Raw genomic sequence first — 14536 nt, 5'->3', positions numbered from 1 at the left:
GCTCCCGGGACATCAGGTCCCGGGAGCCTTTTTCTTGGAACACAGGACAGCGCCATGGCGGCGGATTTGAACAAGGCTCCCGATGAGGGGCGAACGGCGCTGGTCGCGGGGATCGGCTGCTATCTGCTGTGGGGGTTCCTGCCGCTGTATTTCCACCTTCTGGCCAAGCTGGGCGTCGGGTCGTGGGAGATGATCGCCAACCGCTCCCTGTGGTCGGTCCTCTGGGCCGGCGGCCTGGTGCTACTGGCCCGGCAGGGCGGCCAGGTCGCGGCGGTGTTGCGTCAGCCCCGAACGCTGATGATGCTGGCCTTCTCGACGGCGGCTATCTTCATCAACTGGTCGATCTATGTGTTCGCGGTCAATGCCGGCCATGTGATCGAGACCAGCCTGGGCTATTACATCAATCCGCTGATGAACATGGCGGCCGGCGCGATCCTGTTTCGCGAACGCATCAGCCGCGAGGGGGCCATCGCGATCGGCCTCGCGGTGATCGGCGTGGCGATCCAGACCGCCGCCCTGGGCCATCTGCCGGTCATATCACTGGGCGTCGCCATCAGCTTCTGCGCCTACGCCATCCTGAAGAAGCAGGTGAAGGCCGACGCCCAGACCGGCCTGTTCATCGAGTGCGCCTATCTGGCCATCCCCGGCCTGCTGTATGTGCTGCACCTGCAGTCGACCGGCGCCGGACATTTCGGATCGGGTCTCAGCGTCACCGCCCTGTTGATGATCGCGGGTCCGGCCACCGTCGTGCCGCTGGCCCTGTTCGCCTGGTCGGCGCGGCGCATGCCGCTCAGCGCCATGGGCTTCCTGCAGTTCATCGCCCCGACGATCCAGTTCCTGCTGGGCGTCGCGCTGGGCGAAGCCTTCACGCCGATGCGGGCTCTGTCGTTCGTGTTCATCTGGGCCGGCGTGGCGGTCTTCGCCTATGGGGCCTGGAAGCGCACGCGGGTGCTGGCCCCTGCGCCGACGGCCTAGAGCCTTTTAGCCTCACATGGAATCATGTGAGGCGGCTATCACGCTCTAGAGGCTGGCGTAAGCCGCCTCGATGAGCCGGACAGCGCGGGGATCGCCGATCAGGGCGACGCCCTGCCGGTTCATCACATAGGCGCCCGACACGCCCGTGCTCGGGTCGGCGAAGGCGCATGAGCCGCCCCAGCCGGAATGGCCGAACGCCTCGGTGGTGGGGCCATAAAAGAAGTTGGGCGTGTTGCGCATGAAACCCGCGCCCCAGCTGATCGTGAACGGCAGGACCAGATCCTGACCGACGATCCGCTCGGCCGTCGCGGCGCGGATGCCGGCCAGGCTGATCAGCGACCGGCCGTCCAGCTTGCCGCCGCTGGCCAGGGCGCCCATCAGGCGGGCCAGGGCGGGCGCTGTCGCATGACCATTGGCCGACGGAATCTCGACCCGCCGCCACTCGGCCGTGCCGCGTCCCGACGGCGCGGCCCAGGGGGTCAGGAAGGCGGCTTTCACGGCGTCATTGATCTCGCCGAATTTCGGCAGGGTGGTCGGGCGCATCAGCTCGGCGACGCGGCCGTGCTCGCTGTCGGGCAGGCCGATCCACAGGTCCAGATCCAGGGGCTGGGCGATATCCTCGCGCAGCGCCGCGCCCATCGTGCGGCCATCCACCCGGCGGAAGATCTCGCCGGCCAGATAGCCGAAGGTGACGGGGTGATAGCCGCTGGCCGAGCCCACCGGGAACAGCGGGGCCATGGCGGCCAGCTTGGCGCAGGTGGCGTCCCAGTCGAACCAGATGGCCGGATCGGTCTCGTCCGGAAAGCCCGACAGGCCGGCCTGGTGCGACAGAGCCTGCTCGACGGTGATCGCCGCCTTGCCGGCCTGGGCGAACTCGGGCCACACATCGGCGACGGGCTGGTCATAGGCCAGACGGCCCTCGTCGACGAGCCGGGCCACCATCAGGGCGGCGACGGCCTTGGTGGTCGAGAACAGGGCCGTCAGGGTGTCGGGACCGAAGGCGACCTCACGCTTGCGATCGGCGAAACCGCCCATCAGATCGACGACGATCTCGCCGTCGATCGCCAGGGCGAAGCGGGCTCCCAGCTCGCCGTCCTCCGCGAAATTGGCCGCGAACACGTCGCGCACTTGGGCGAAGCGATCGGGGCAGACCCCGGTGATCTCAACGGTCATGGCGGATTTCCTAGGCCAGGCGCTCGATACGGACGGTGGGCGAGGTCTGCTTGATCCGCGCGCCCATGGCCACGATCGGCAGCTCGGTGGCGTTCCAGATATTGGCCGCCGTCACGGTTTCGGCCACGCCGCCGACCGCCCGGGCCAGGCCATAGGACAGGGTCTGGCCTTCAAGAATCGAGGCGGCGTAGAGGGCGGTCAGCAGGTCGCCGGTGCCATTGGGCGAGCGCTCGACCTTGGCGTGGGCGGCCAGCCAGGCTTCCTTGCGGTCGGCCAGCACGACGCCGATCTCTGCGCCTCGATGGACGGAGGACACCAGGGTCGGCTTGCCCAGCAGACGGGCGGCGCGCATGGCCGACTGCGGATCGCGGGCGTCGGCGCCGGTCAGCTTCTGCAGCTCCCAGGCGTTGCAGGCCACGACATCGGCGCGGGGGATGAGCTCGGCGGCGATGGCTTCGGCCACCTCGGGCAGCACATAGAGGCCCTTGCCGGCGTCGCCCATGGTGGGGTCGACGATCACCGAAGGCTGGCGGCTGGAAGCGCCTTCCCGCGGCGCCTCGCGGACGGCGTCGATGGCCCGGGCGGCGGCGCGCACCTGGGCGGCGTCGGCGAAATAGCCGGTGATGACGATATCGGTCTGGCCGAACAGGCCATTGGCCTCCAGACCGTCGAGCATGCCTTCCAGCACCTCGATCGGCACGGGCGCCCCGCCGGGCACGCCCCAGCCGGGATGGCGACCGAACAGGACGGTCGGCACGACCATCGACTCAATCCGGAACTGGACCAGTGCGGCGGCCTGGGCCGACGCGCCGACCCGGCTGCCGGCGACATGGCTGGAGATGATCAGAGCTAAGGGCATGGCAAGCGGCTTAGCGGACGACGGCGAGCTTGAACAGGGCGGCGCGTACGCGTCTGGATCAAGCCGGCAAGATTTCGGGGCTGGACGCCTCCGGCGCGCCGGCTGCGGCGAAGACGGAACCGAGCGTCTCACCGACCTGGTCGGCGACCAGCGAGGACCATTCCGCCGGCTCTTCGCCGCTGACCGACAACTGCAATTGCATCACGCACTGCACGCCCTGCGGCAGATAGTCGATCCGCGCCTGCCCGCCGCTGTCCTGACCAAAGGTGCGCGCGATCAGGCGGGTGCCAAAGCCGGTGCGCTGCGGCGGCTCGACCGGCGGTCCCCCGACCTCGCGCCACAGCAGGTTCAGCTGACGGGCGCCGAGCTGATCATGCGCCAGGTTCCAGGTCAGCTCGACCTGACCGTCCTCGGTCGACAGGGCGCCGTATTTGAGCGCGTTGGTCGCCAGTTCGTGCAGGGCCAGGGCCATGGCCACAGCTTGCTGCGGGCTTAGCCAGACCAGGGGCCCATCGATCCTGAAGCGGCTGAGATCATGGTGCGCCACGGCTTGCCTTACGATCGTGCCCAGATCGGCGCCCGCCCAACTCTCATCGACCAGAACGTTGTGAGCGTCGGACACCGCCATCAGGCGGTTGGTCAGCTCCCGGCGCACCACAGGATCGACATGGGCGGCGCGCAGGGTTTGTTCCGTGATCGATTGAACCGTGGCCAGGGTGTTCTTGATCCGGTGGTTCAGCTCGTTGAGCAGCAGGATGCGCTGATCCTCCGCCAGCTTGGCCGGCGTCTCGTCGCGCAGGATCTTCAAGAGGCCGCTGAGCTCGGGGCTGAAAATGCCCATGGTCATGCCGTTGCCCCAGAACCGCGTGCCGTCCTTGCGCAGGTGCCAGCGGGTATCCTCGGCGCGCCCCTTCTGCCGGGCGCTGTCGAGCTCGCGCCGGTCGGCGCCGGCTTCGCGGTCGGGGGGCGTGAAGAGCGCGCCAAAATGCATGCCGATCGCTTCCTCCCGACTAAAGCCCAGCACCTTTTCGGCGCCCCGGCTCCAGCTGGTGATCGCGCCGTCGAGATCCATCGTGAAGATGGCGTAGCCGAGGGCGTTTTCAATGATCAGGGCGGCGAGTTTGGCGTCGTGTTCAGCGGACATTGGGGGCTCCTGCCCCCTATCAACGTCACAGCGCGGTTTTCGGACCCATGCCACGGCGCGCGCCACGAAAAAGGCCCGCCGCGTTTCCGCGAGCGGGCCTGATCCTGTCGCCGTGATAGCGCGCCTAGTAGCGGTAATGGTCCGGCTTGAACGGGCCCTTTTCAGGGACGCCGATATAGTCGGCCTGGTCCTTGCGCAGGGTCGAGAGCTTGGCGCCCAGCTTCTCCAGGTGGAGGAAGGCGACCTTTTCGTCCAGGTGCTTGGGCAGGGTGTAGACCTGGTGCTCGTAGGAAGCCCGGTTGGTCCACAGTTCGATCTGGGCCAGGGTCTGGTTGGTGAAGCTGGCGCTCATCACGAACGAGGGGTGGCCGGTGGCGTTACCCAGGTTCACCAGGCGGCCTTCCGACAGCACGATCAGCTTCTTGCCGTCCGGGAATTCCACGTGGTGGACCTGCGGCTTGATCTCGTCCCACTTGTAGTTGCGCAGGGCGGCGATCTGAATTTCCGAGTCGAAGTGGCCGATATTGCAGACGATGGCGTTGTTTTTCATCATCCGCATGTCGTCCAGCGTGATGACGTCCTTGTTGCCGGTCGCCGTGACGAAGATGTCGGCCTTGCCGGCGACGTCCTGCAGGGTCTGGACTTCATAGCCTTCCATCGCCGCCTGCAGGGCGCAGATCGGGTCGATTTCGGTGACGATCACACGAGCGCCGCCCTGGCGCAGCGACGCGGCCGAGCCCTTGCCGACGTCGCCATAGCCGCAGACCACCGCCACCTTGCCCGACAGCATCACGTCGGTGCCGCGACGGATGGCGTCGACCAGCGATTCCCGGCAGCCATACAGGTTGTCGAACTTGGACTTGGTGACGCTGTCATTGACGTTGATGGCGGGGAACGGCAGCTCGCCCTTCTGGGCCATCTGGTACAGGCGGTGGACGCCCGTGGTGGTTTCTTCCGACACGCCGGTGATGGCGTTGCGGATGGCGGTGTAGAAGCCCGGCTTTTCGGCCAGATACTTCTTCATCACGGCGTAGAGGGCTTCTTCTTCCTCGTTCTGCGGGTTGTTGAGGATCGAGGGATCCTTCTCGGCCTTGGGGCCCAGCACGCACAGCAGGGTGGCGTCGCCGCCGTCGTCGAGGATCAGGTTGGGATAGCCGCCGTCGCTCCACTCGAAGATCTTGTGGGCGTATTCCCAGTACTCGACCAGGTTCTCGCCCTTGAACGCGAACACCGGCACGCCCGAGGCGGCGATGGCGGCGGCGGCGTGGTCCTGGGTCGAGAAGATGTTGCACGACGCCCAGCGCACGTCGGCGCCGAGAGCGGTCAGGGTCTCGATCAGCACGGCGGTCTGGATGGTCATGTGCAGGCTGCCGGCGATGCGGGCGCCCTTCAGGACCTGGGCCGGGCCGTATTCGGCGCGGGTGGCCATCAGACCGGGCATTTCGGTCTCGGCGATTTCGATTTCCTTGCGGCCGTAATCGGCGAGCGAGATGTCCTTGACGATGTAGTCGGCCACGGTCGGGCTCCTGCGGTCGGTGAAGTTCTTGCGGGGCTTATATCGCGATCGATCCTTCCGGGCAATTAACACATAAAGATATCTTTATGTGATATTGTCGCAGGGCGCATGCGCCGATCAGGCCGGCCAGAAAACCCTGGCGTCGGCGAAGGCGTCGCGGGCTTTCTGGGCGTCGCGCATCAGGGCGGCCTCATCGCCGCCGGCGGTCAGCCGCCCCGCCGCGAAGGCCGCCTGGGGATCGCCGCTGGCCAGGGCCACCGCGCGCGCCAGTTCAGGCTGCCCCCGAAGGTCGTTGAGGCGGCCCAGCGCATCCTGCAGCGCCTTGGTCGCGGCGACAAAGCCCGCGATCCGCTTGGGATGATCCGGGAACAGTCCCGCCAGATCCTCGGCGGCGTAGCGCACGGTCTTGCCCTTCAGCCGCAGCTGATGGCGGGTCTCGGGATCGAGCCGGTCCAGATGGGCGCTCGCCTTGACGATGGCGTGGCGACGATGCGCCAGAACGGCCGCCGCGAAGCCCGACGCCGGCTGGTCGCGAACCTCGGCGAGCTCGGCGTCAAAAGCCCATGATCCGGCCTCCAGCCAGGCGGCGGCCTCCAGCAACAGCATGCGCGTACGCGGGCTTTCCAGAGCCGCCTCCATCCGCAGATAGGCGTTGGCCTGGGCGGCCAGCAGGGCCCGTCCGAAGGCGGCGGTCTCGTCAGCCTGCCGGGTCTTCACCGCCGGCCGCCAGACCTCGGCCAGAAACACGTCCAGCTCGCGGGCGGCGCTCAGCTCGTCGGCCAGCCATTTGAGCTCGCGATCGAGATCCCGGGCTTCAGCCCTGGCCGACAGCGGCTTGAAGACCTTCAGCATCGCCCGCATGCGACGGCAGGCGACCCGAAGCTGGTGCACGCCGTCAGGTCCGGGTCGCTCGCGCAGGACCTCTGCGCTGGCGCACAGCTGGGACAGCGCCGCGCGACCGACAGCCTGCAGGGCCTCGCCCACGGTCATGCCGGGCTTCAGGCCGGCGGGTGAGCGGCGCATCACGGGCGCGGGGTCCGCCGTGTGGCTCAGCCCATAGCCGCGCTCGGCCTTGCTGATCAGCGACAGGCGCAGCGGAACCTGTCTGGCCAGGTCGCGCGCCAGATCAAACAGCGCCGCCGGCTGGCCGGCCTTCAGCTCAAGCTCCAGCTCGCAGACGACGGCGCGCCGGCCCTCGGCGATCAATTCCCCCCGGTCCACCACCGCCTCGATGACCACGTCATCGCGACGGATCAGGCGCACCGTGCGCTCGACGCAGGTCGTGAACACCGGGTGCAGGGCGTCGCCGTTGACGATCGCCGCCGCCGGCGTGTCCGCCAGGGTCGCGCCGTCCGGGCCGGGGCCGGCAATCGGGCTCTCCCATTCGCCGCGCGCGAAGATCCCGCCCGCCGAAGCCGATTTCAGCGTCTGTTTGCGGCCGCCCTCGCCATCGCGGACGCGCAGGCCATATCCCGCCTTGCGCAGGGCGTGGTCGGCGGTGTCGAAATAGGTGGCGTCCAGCTGGCGCACCGCGCCTTCGCCGTCCAGCAGGGCCAGGATGGGGCCCGCCGCTTCCGGCGCGATCAGGAATTTCAGCTCGATCTCACGGTCCATGATCTGATCCTGTCGGCGCGCGCATCATTGGACTGCAAACGCCTATGACGCCACACGGGTGACTTGCCAAGCCTCATCCTCGAGTTCAAACGTGCGCGCCATGACGCCGATCAACGCACCACAGACTGTTAATACGCCACGCCACGACTGGACCCTCGCGGAGGTCGAGGCCCTGTTCGCCCAACCGTTCATGGAGCTGGTGTTCCAGGCCGCCCAAGTTCACCGCGCCGGGTTCGATCCCTCCGAGGTGCAACTCTCGCAGCTGTTGTCGGTCAAGACCGGCGGCTGCGCCGAGAACTGCGGCTATTGCAGCCAGAGCGCCCACTTCAAGACCGGCCTGCAGGCCGAAAAGCTGATGGACGCCGATGTCGTCATCGCCAAGGCCCGCGCGGCGCGGGACGGCGGCGCGCAACGCTTCTGCATGGGCGCGGCCTGGCGGGAGCTGAAGGATCGCGACCTGCCCAAGCTGGCCGCCATGATCGGCGGCGTGAAGGCCCTGGGTCTGGAAACCTGCGCCACCCTGGGCATGCTGACCGCCGACCAGGCCAAGGAACTGAAGGACGCCGGCCTCGACTACTACAATCACAACCTCGACACCGGCCCGGAATACTATGCCGACGTGGTGACGACCCGCACCTATCAGGAGCGTCTCGACACCCTGGCCCATGTCCGCGACGCCGGCATGAGCACCTGCTGCGGCGGCATTGTCGGCATGGGCGAGACGCGCCGGGATCGCGCCAGCCTGCTGCATCAGCTGGCCACCCTGCCCAGCCATCCCGACAGCCTGCCGATCAACGGCCTGGTGCCGGTCAGCGGCACGCCGCTGGGCGACAAGATTCTCAAGGACGGCGACAAGGCCATCGACTCCATCGAGTTCGTCCGCACCATCGCCGTGGCCCGCATTGTCTGCCCCCGGTCCATGGTCCGCCTGTCGGCCGGTCGCGACGAGATGAGCCGCGAGCTGCAGGCCCTGTGCTTCCTGGCCGGGGCCAATTCGATCTTCGTCGGCGGCAAGCTGCTGACCACCCCCCTGCCCGGCCAGGACGAGGACAGCGCCCTGTTCCAGGACCTGGACCTGCGCCCGATGGGGTCGCGGCGGACGGTCGAACCGGCGATGGCGGCGGCGGAGTAGCCGTTCGGACGTCAGAGGCTGTGCGGGCAAGGGCTCTCAGCCTCACGCGAAATCTCGCTGAAGGGATGGGAAGGGTCGCGGAGCGTCCGGGCCTCGCCCGGATGTGAGTTTGATAAATACCGTTTCGACGAAGACAGACGCTCCGCGCAGCCGTTATTCGGGAGCATCGCCGGGATTGGCGGGGTTTTAGCCCGCTCCGGTAGCTAGGCCCCCGACGGGTGGAGGGGATAGCGACCCCGTCCAGACCGCATGGGCGATTTCAGCCCATGCCTGGTGCGTTCCGTACGGGCGTCGCCGAAGGGTGCTCCCGGCGGTCTGGGCCTGGCCTCAACACGGGACGGTCCTCAAGGGGTGTCCACGCTCCGCCAGACCCCGCCGGGCCTTCGACGACGGCCGACGGGCGCTTCCCGCTCGACCACCCCCAGAAGCCCGTCAGGTCGCCGGCCGACGCCCCTTCCCTTGCTCTTGGGTGAGACCATTATCGGGCCGCCCCGGGGGACCGGGGACAAAGAAAACCGAAAAAATCGCAAGCCCTTGTTTTTGTGCGGCGCGACGATCGCCAATCCCCGTCATTGACGGGGATAGGGTGCGACACCGCGTCAAAATCCCGCCCCCGTGGCCCGCAGGGCTATCGCCTATGGGAGACTGACCGGTTCAAGCCTGGATGAGGCTCCAAGACATCTCGCCTTCCTTGGCACAAGGCCCAGGAAGGCTAAGTCTTTTGGCGCCGACCCCCTATGCGATAGCCCCCCGTGGTCCGGGAGGCCGCGGCGGCTTGCATCACCTTGCGTTAGCGCTAACATTCCCTGGCGGTAAGCGGTTATAACCGCGCGCATAACGACGCTGAAGCAGCGCGGACAAGGGTGGAAACATGACACGCGGCATGGTCTTGCTGGGTGATCTGAACGGCCAGGAGCTGCTGCTGGCGCTCGCCCGTCCCGGCGAACCGCCCGGGGATCACGACGTCTTCGTTTGCGGCTCGACCCAGGAACTGGAGAGCGTGATCCGGCGCCGCCTCAAGGACCTTGAGGGCGAAGAGCTGATCGGCGCCGCGATCAGCGCCGCCGGCCCCCTGATCAATGGCGGCATCCAGGTCACGCGCACCGACCTTTCCCTGTCCCTGACCTGGTTGCGACACGTCCTGCGAACGCCGCGCGTCTTTCTGATCAATGACATGGCCGCCGTCGCCCTCGGCGCGCCCAAGGTGTCCGAGAGCGCGCTGATCACCCTGCATGCGGCGCGCGGCGACCCGGTCGGCGCCAAGGCGGTCATCGGATTGGGCCTGGGCCTGGGGGTGGCGGGCCTGTCGGCGCCCCGGGGCGACACCTGTTTCGCGACACCCAGCGAGGCGGGTCACATCGGCTTTTCCCCCGGCGAGCCCCGCGAGGTTGCGGTGTTTGACGCCATTCGGACCCAGCGCGGCGATACGGCGGCCGAACGCCTGCTCTCGCGGGCCGGTCTCAGCGACACCTATGCCGCGCTCAAGGGCGGGCCCGCCGCGCTGGGTCCCGAAAACGCCGACACGGTCGTCGCCCTCGCCCGCGCCGGCGATCCCGCCGCCGTTGAGGCCACATCGATCTTCAGCGCCCTGCTCGGCGCCTTCACCGGCGACATGGCCCTGACCTTCGCGGCGCGCGGCGGCGTCTATCTCAACAGCGGCCTGGTCCAGGACATGGGCGAGCTTCTGGACCTGGAGGCGTTCCGCCGCCGGTTCCGCGCCAAGGGCCTGATGAGCCACTACATGCTGGACGTTCCAGTGCTGCAGATGCCCGGCCGGCCGGTGCTGCTGGGACTCTCCAGCCTGTTTTCGGCCAGCGATCGGCTGTACGGGGCCACGGACGTCAAGTTTCTCGACTGCTGACGGGACGCCTGCGCGAGCCCCCTCAGGCCGAGATCGCGTGCAGCTCCGCCGCGTGGGCCCGCAGCCAGGCGCGGTGCGGGGCGGGATCGCCCGACAGCTGATCGCACAGGGCCCAGAAGCGCGGACCGTGATTGGCCTCGATCAGGTGGGCGCATTCGTGGGCGGCGACATAGTCGGCCACCGCCGCCGGAGCCAGGATCAGCCGCCAGCTGTAGCGGATCGCCGCCGGGACGCCCGGCCGCGCCGGGCGACATGAGCCCCATCGCGCCTTGGGGTCAGCCACGGCCACGCTGGGCATCGGACGGCCCAGGGCGGCGGCGTGCACCGCCGTGCGCTCGGTCAGCACCGACAGGGCGTCGCGTTTGGCCAGGCGAAGGATCTTCAGCCCCCAGTTGGCGTCGTCGGGGGCGATCAGGCGATCGCCGTCCTTGCGCGCCCGGCCAGGCCCGACCTCGAGGCGATAGGCGTCTCCATAGAGGCGCAGGGTCCCGCCGGGGGCGATGCTCATGCGGCCGGGCAAGGCGGCCAGCTGCCCGGCGATCCAGGCTGATTTCTCGTGCGCGAAGGCGGCGGCTTCGGACAGCCGGCGCTGGCTGGGAGCCAGGGCGACGACCTCGGACCTGGCGCGGTCGACCCGCAGCGAGATCCGCCGCGCCCGCCCGTCCACCTTCAGACGCACCGGACAGCCGGCCACGTCCAGCCGGTCGCCGTCGGAGAAACGCGGTGCGCGAAGCAGTCCCATGACCCCTACATCGCGTCTGCCGCGAGGCGACGCAAGGCCGGCCGCGAGCGGCTAGACCTCGTCGGGAAAGTTGGGGTCGCTCTTGCGGATGAACGACCGGACGCGCGGATAGATCTCCTCGCGGAACCGGCGGCCGTTGAACACCCCGTAGTGGCCGACCCCGGGCTGGACGTAGTCGGTCTTCATGTCGTCGGGCAGGTTCGCGCACAGGCCGTGGGCGGCCTGGGTCTGACCGATGCCGGAGATGTCGTCGTTCTCGCCTTCCACCGTCATCAGGCCGATGTCGGTGATCTGGTCAGGCTGCACGAGGCGGCCGCGATGCATCAGTTCGCCCTTGGGCAGCAGGTGCTGCTGGAAGACGATGTCGATGGTCTGCAGATAGAATTCTTCCGTCAGGTCCAGCACCGACAGGTACTCGTTGTAGAATTCCAGATGCTTGTCGGCGCTGTCGCCGTCGCCCTTCACCAGGTCCTGGAAGTAGCGCTGATGGGCTTCCTGGTGCTTTTCCTTGTTCATGCTCATGAAGCTGGCCAGCTGCACGAAGCCCGGATAGACGCGCCGGCCCACGCCCACATAGGGCGGCGGCACGGTGTAGATCATGTTGGACTGGAACCAGGCGAAGGGCTTGTCCTCGGCCAGGGCGTTGGTGACGGTCGGCGACAGGCGCGCGTCGATCGGCGAGCCCATGAAGGTCATGCTGGCCGGCCGCGAGGGGTGGTTGTCCTGCGCCATCAGGGCGGCGGCGGCCAGCACCGGCGGTCCGGGCTGACAGACGGCCACCACATTGGGACGCGGGCCCAGCACGGCCAGCATCTGGATGATGTGGTCGATATAGTCGTGGAAGTCGAAGCGGCCCTCGAGCATCGAGACCTCGCGGGCGTTGACCCAGTCGACGATGAACACCGCGTGGTCGGGCAGGAAGGCCTCGACGGTGCCGCGCAGCAGGGTGGCGTAGTGACCCGAGAGGGGCGCGACGATCAGCACGGCGGGATCGAGGCTGAACTTGCCGGCCCGGCGCATGTCGGCCATGTCGCGGTCGAACTGGATCACCCGCGCCCAGGGGCTTTCCCAGACCACGGTCGGGCGCACCCGCACATCGACCTGGCCGACCTTGATGGTGTCGATGTTCCAGGCCGGCTTGCCGTAGCGGCGGGTGACGTTGGAGAACAGATCGGCGCCGGCGTGCATGCGCCGGCCCAGATCGGTATTGGCGGCCGGATTCAGGGGCGAGCCCCAGAAATCCCGGGCGATACGGGCGGCTTCGCGCAGGGGCGAGGAGGCGTAATAGGCCGCCTCATGAAGAGCGTACAGCATGGCGCATCCAATATGTTGCGCCGCAGCATAACATGTCGAAGCCTAAGAAAGTCCATCCATGTTGCGCCTGTCCCGCCGAGGCCGGCGCAATTGCCCTCAAGTCAGCCTTCGCGCTGGGCGTCGCTGATGCGGCGGGCGATATCCTCAGGCGGCAGGTTGTAGGGGATCACGGTGCGGAAGCGGCCCTTGGGATCCATCAGATAGATCGCCGTCGAATGGTCGATCGTATAGCCGGGACCGTCGCCGACCTTGGCGTAGTAAACGCGATAGGCCTTGGCCGCCGCGGCCACCTGCTCGGGGGTTCCGGTCAGGCCCAGGGTGGATCGGGGCACATAGTCGGCCGACAGATAGGCGTTCATCTGCTTCACATCGTCGCGGCCCGGATCCACCGAGACGAAGACGATCTGCAGATCCCTGGCCTTGGGGCCCAGGAGATCGGTGGCCGCCGCCAGACCCTGCAAGGTGCCCGGGCAGACGTCGGGACAATAGGTGAAACCGAAAAAGACCGCGCTCCACTTGCCTTTCAGGGCCTTTTCCGTGGTCGGTCGGCCATTTTGATCCACCAGCTGGAACGGTCCGCCCACCGCCGCCGACGCCGGAGGCGGGTCGAACACGCCGGCGCGGAAGGCCAGGCCGGCCGCCACGATCGCGGCCAGAACGCAGGCCACGATCAGGATGATGCGGTGTCGAGGCATGTGTATTTCACCTTTCGCTCTCGCCAGACGCGTAAATCTGGACGATCGTGCGGCATGGCTGACGTTTCGTTCGCGCGAGCGCCCGACGACCAGCGTTCGAAGGGGCTCGATAAGCCGGGTGAGGATCCGGTGCAAGATGATGACTGGTCCTGGGCCGCGCCCGGACTGCGTCGTGGACGTCTGCGAGTGCGCTCCTTGCTGGCCCAGCGGTGGCTGGCGGTCGCCGGCCAGACCACCGCCCTGTTGTTTGTCGGCATGGTGCTCAAGCTTCAGGTGCCCTGGGCCCTTTGCTTCTCGCTCATCGCGCTCTCGGCCTGGCTGAACGTGTTGCTGGGCCTGGCCTCGACAGGCCAGAGACTGGCCCGCGAGGGTGAAGCCACCGCCCAGATCGCCTTTGACATCCTGCAGCTGTCAGGCCTGCTCTATCTCACCGGCGGCGCGCAGAACGTCTTCTGCCTGCTCCTGATCGCGCCGGTGACCCTGGCGGCGGCCACCCTGCCCGCCCGCTTCGCCTTGGGGCTGGGCCTGCTGGCCATAGCCAGCCAGATCTTCCTGGCCTTCTTCCATATGCCCCTGCCCACGCTTCAGGGCGCCCCGATCTCGCCGGAGCCCGGCGCAGCGGTGATGATCACCATGGTGGCGGCCCGGATCCTGGGCATCATCATCACCGGCGCCTATGCCTGGCAGGCGGCCAGCGAATCCGCGCGCATGGAGCTGGCCCTCAACGTCACCGAGACCGTCCTGGCCCGGGAGCAGAGACTGTCGGCCCTGGGCGCCCTGGCCGCCGCCGCCGCCCACGAGCTGGGCACGCCCCTGGCCACCATCGCCGTGGTCGCCCGGGAGATGGCCCGCAACGCCCCCGACGATCAGACCCGCGAAGACGCCGAGCTGATGATCGGCCAGGCGGTGCGCTGTCGCGAAATCCTGCAGCGCCTGACCGAAATGCCCGAGGCCAAGGACGCCGTCCACGAGCGCATGAGCCTGGTGCAACTGGTCCAGGACGTCATCGAGCCGCATCTGGTGCACGGCGTGCGGGTCGAGGCCGTGGTCAACGGCCCCTCCGGCGAGACCGCGCCCGACATCTGGCGTCGGCCGGAAATCATCCACGCCATGACCTCGATCGTCGAGAACGCCGTCGATTTCGCCCGCGCCGAGGTGCTGGTCATCGCCCGCTTCGACCCGCGATCGGTGGTGATCGAGGTGCGCGACGACGGTCCGGGCTTTACCGCCGAGGTGCTGGCCAAGCTGGGCGAGCCCTATGTGACGACCCGGCCAGGCGCCGAAGGGTCGCGCACGGGCCATATCGGCATGGGGCTGGGCTTCTTCATCGCCAAGACCCTGCTTGAACGTACCGGCGCCACGGTCGATTTCCGGAACGGTCGGCGAGGCGGAGCCGTTGTCTCGGCGCGCTGGCCGCGATCAGCACTTGAAGCCCCCGGCTATACGGGGGTTTGATACAAGGCTTGGGAAGGCTCACTAATGGTCAAGAGAAACACTCTTTTGAATACAAG

General features: G+C 67.9%; 12 protein-coding genes. 4 read left to right on the top strand and 8 right to left on the bottom strand.

Features of this window, described 5'->3' with window-relative positions:
• The first annotated feature begins 54 nt into the window (after window positions 1-54).
• Entirely contained in the window at window positions 55-975 is a 921-nt protein-coding gene (gene rarD / locus ACW18B_RS04610; protein ID WP_492049935.1) for an EamA family transporter RarD, read from the top strand.
• A gap of 45 nt (window positions 976-1020) precedes the next feature.
• On the opposite strand, the gene ACW18B_RS04605 is transcribed toward rarD, so the two are convergent.
• The 5 genes from ACW18B_RS04605 to ACW18B_RS04585 all read right to left on the bottom strand — a co-directional run bounded on the left by ACW18B_RS04605 (window position 1021) and on the right by ACW18B_RS04585 (window position 7281).
• Window positions 1021-2148 carry a serine hydrolase domain-containing protein gene (locus tag ACW18B_RS04605; protein ID WP_492049933.1) on the bottom strand — a complete coding sequence of 376 codons (1128 nt, stop codon included), beginning with the start codon at window positions 2146-2148 and terminating at the stop codon, window positions 1021-1023.
• A gap of 10 nt (window positions 2149-2158) precedes the next feature.
• On the bottom strand, window positions 2159-3007 hold the full coding sequence (locus ACW18B_RS04600) for a pyridoxal kinase (protein WP_492049931.1): 849 nt from the start codon (window positions 3005-3007) through the stop codon (window positions 2159-2161).
• Window positions 3008-3065: 58 nt separating this feature from the next.
• Window positions 3066-4151, bottom strand: coding sequence for a sensor histidine kinase (locus tag ACW18B_RS04595; protein WP_492049929.1), 1086 nt, complete (start codon window positions 4149-4151; stop codon window positions 3066-3068).
• A 124-nt stretch (window positions 4152-4275) separates the two neighbouring features.
• Entirely contained in the window at window positions 4276-5667 is a 1392-nt protein-coding gene (gene ahcY, locus ACW18B_RS04590; protein ID WP_492049928.1) for an adenosylhomocysteinase, read from the bottom strand.
• Between the two features lie 117 nt (window positions 5668-5784).
• Window positions 5785-7281: a CYTH and CHAD domain-containing protein gene (locus tag ACW18B_RS04585; protein ID WP_492049926.1), complete on the bottom strand. Its 1497-nt coding sequence runs from the start codon at window positions 7279-7281 to the stop codon at window positions 5785-5787.
• Window positions 7282-7381: 100 nt separating this feature from the next.
• On the opposite strand from ACW18B_RS04585, the gene bioB reads away from it, so the two are divergent.
• Both bioB and ACW18B_RS04575 read left to right on the top strand, forming a co-directional pair.
• Window positions 7382-8413, top strand: coding sequence for a biotin synthase BioB (gene bioB, locus ACW18B_RS04580; protein WP_492051600.1), 1032 nt, complete (start codon window positions 7382-7384; stop codon window positions 8411-8413).
• An 871-nt stretch (window positions 8414-9284) separates the two neighbouring features.
• The gene (locus ACW18B_RS04575) at window positions 9285-10274 is read left to right on the top strand and encodes a glucokinase (protein WP_492049924.1); all 990 of its coding nucleotides are present in this window, start codon (window positions 9285-9287) and stop codon (window positions 10272-10274) included.
• 22 nt (window positions 10275-10296) lie between these two features.
• Here the strand turns inward: ACW18B_RS04575 and ACW18B_RS04570 are convergent, their stop codons facing one another.
• The 3 genes from ACW18B_RS04570 to ACW18B_RS04560 form a co-directional block, all read right to left on the bottom strand.
• On the bottom strand, window positions 10297-11016 hold the full coding sequence (locus ACW18B_RS04570; RefSeq protein WP_492049922.1) for a M48 family metallopeptidase: 720 nt from the start codon (window positions 11014-11016) through the stop codon (window positions 10297-10299).
• A gap of 51 nt (window positions 11017-11067) precedes the next feature.
• Entirely contained in the window at window positions 11068-12330 is a 1263-nt protein-coding gene (locus ACW18B_RS04565; RefSeq protein WP_492049920.1) for a polyhydroxyalkanoate depolymerase, read from the bottom strand.
• A gap of 101 nt (window positions 12331-12431) precedes the next feature.
• Window positions 12432-13025: an SCO family protein gene (locus ACW18B_RS04560; protein WP_492049918.1), complete on the bottom strand. Its 594-nt coding sequence runs from the start codon at window positions 13023-13025 to the stop codon at window positions 12432-12434.
• A 54-nt stretch (window positions 13026-13079) separates the two neighbouring features.
• Here ACW18B_RS04560 and ACW18B_RS04555 point away from each other — a divergent pair, with 54 nt between their 5' ends.
• Window positions 13080-14480, top strand: coding sequence for an ActS/PrrB/RegB family redox-sensitive histidine kinase (locus ACW18B_RS04555; protein ID WP_492049916.1), 1401 nt, complete (start codon window positions 13080-13082; stop codon window positions 14478-14480).
• Window positions 14481-14536 lie beyond the last annotated feature (56 nt).

This window comes from Caulobacter sp. FV2ps19, assembly GCF_058681035.1.
This window is presented reverse-complemented; position numbering and strand designations above follow the sequence as displayed.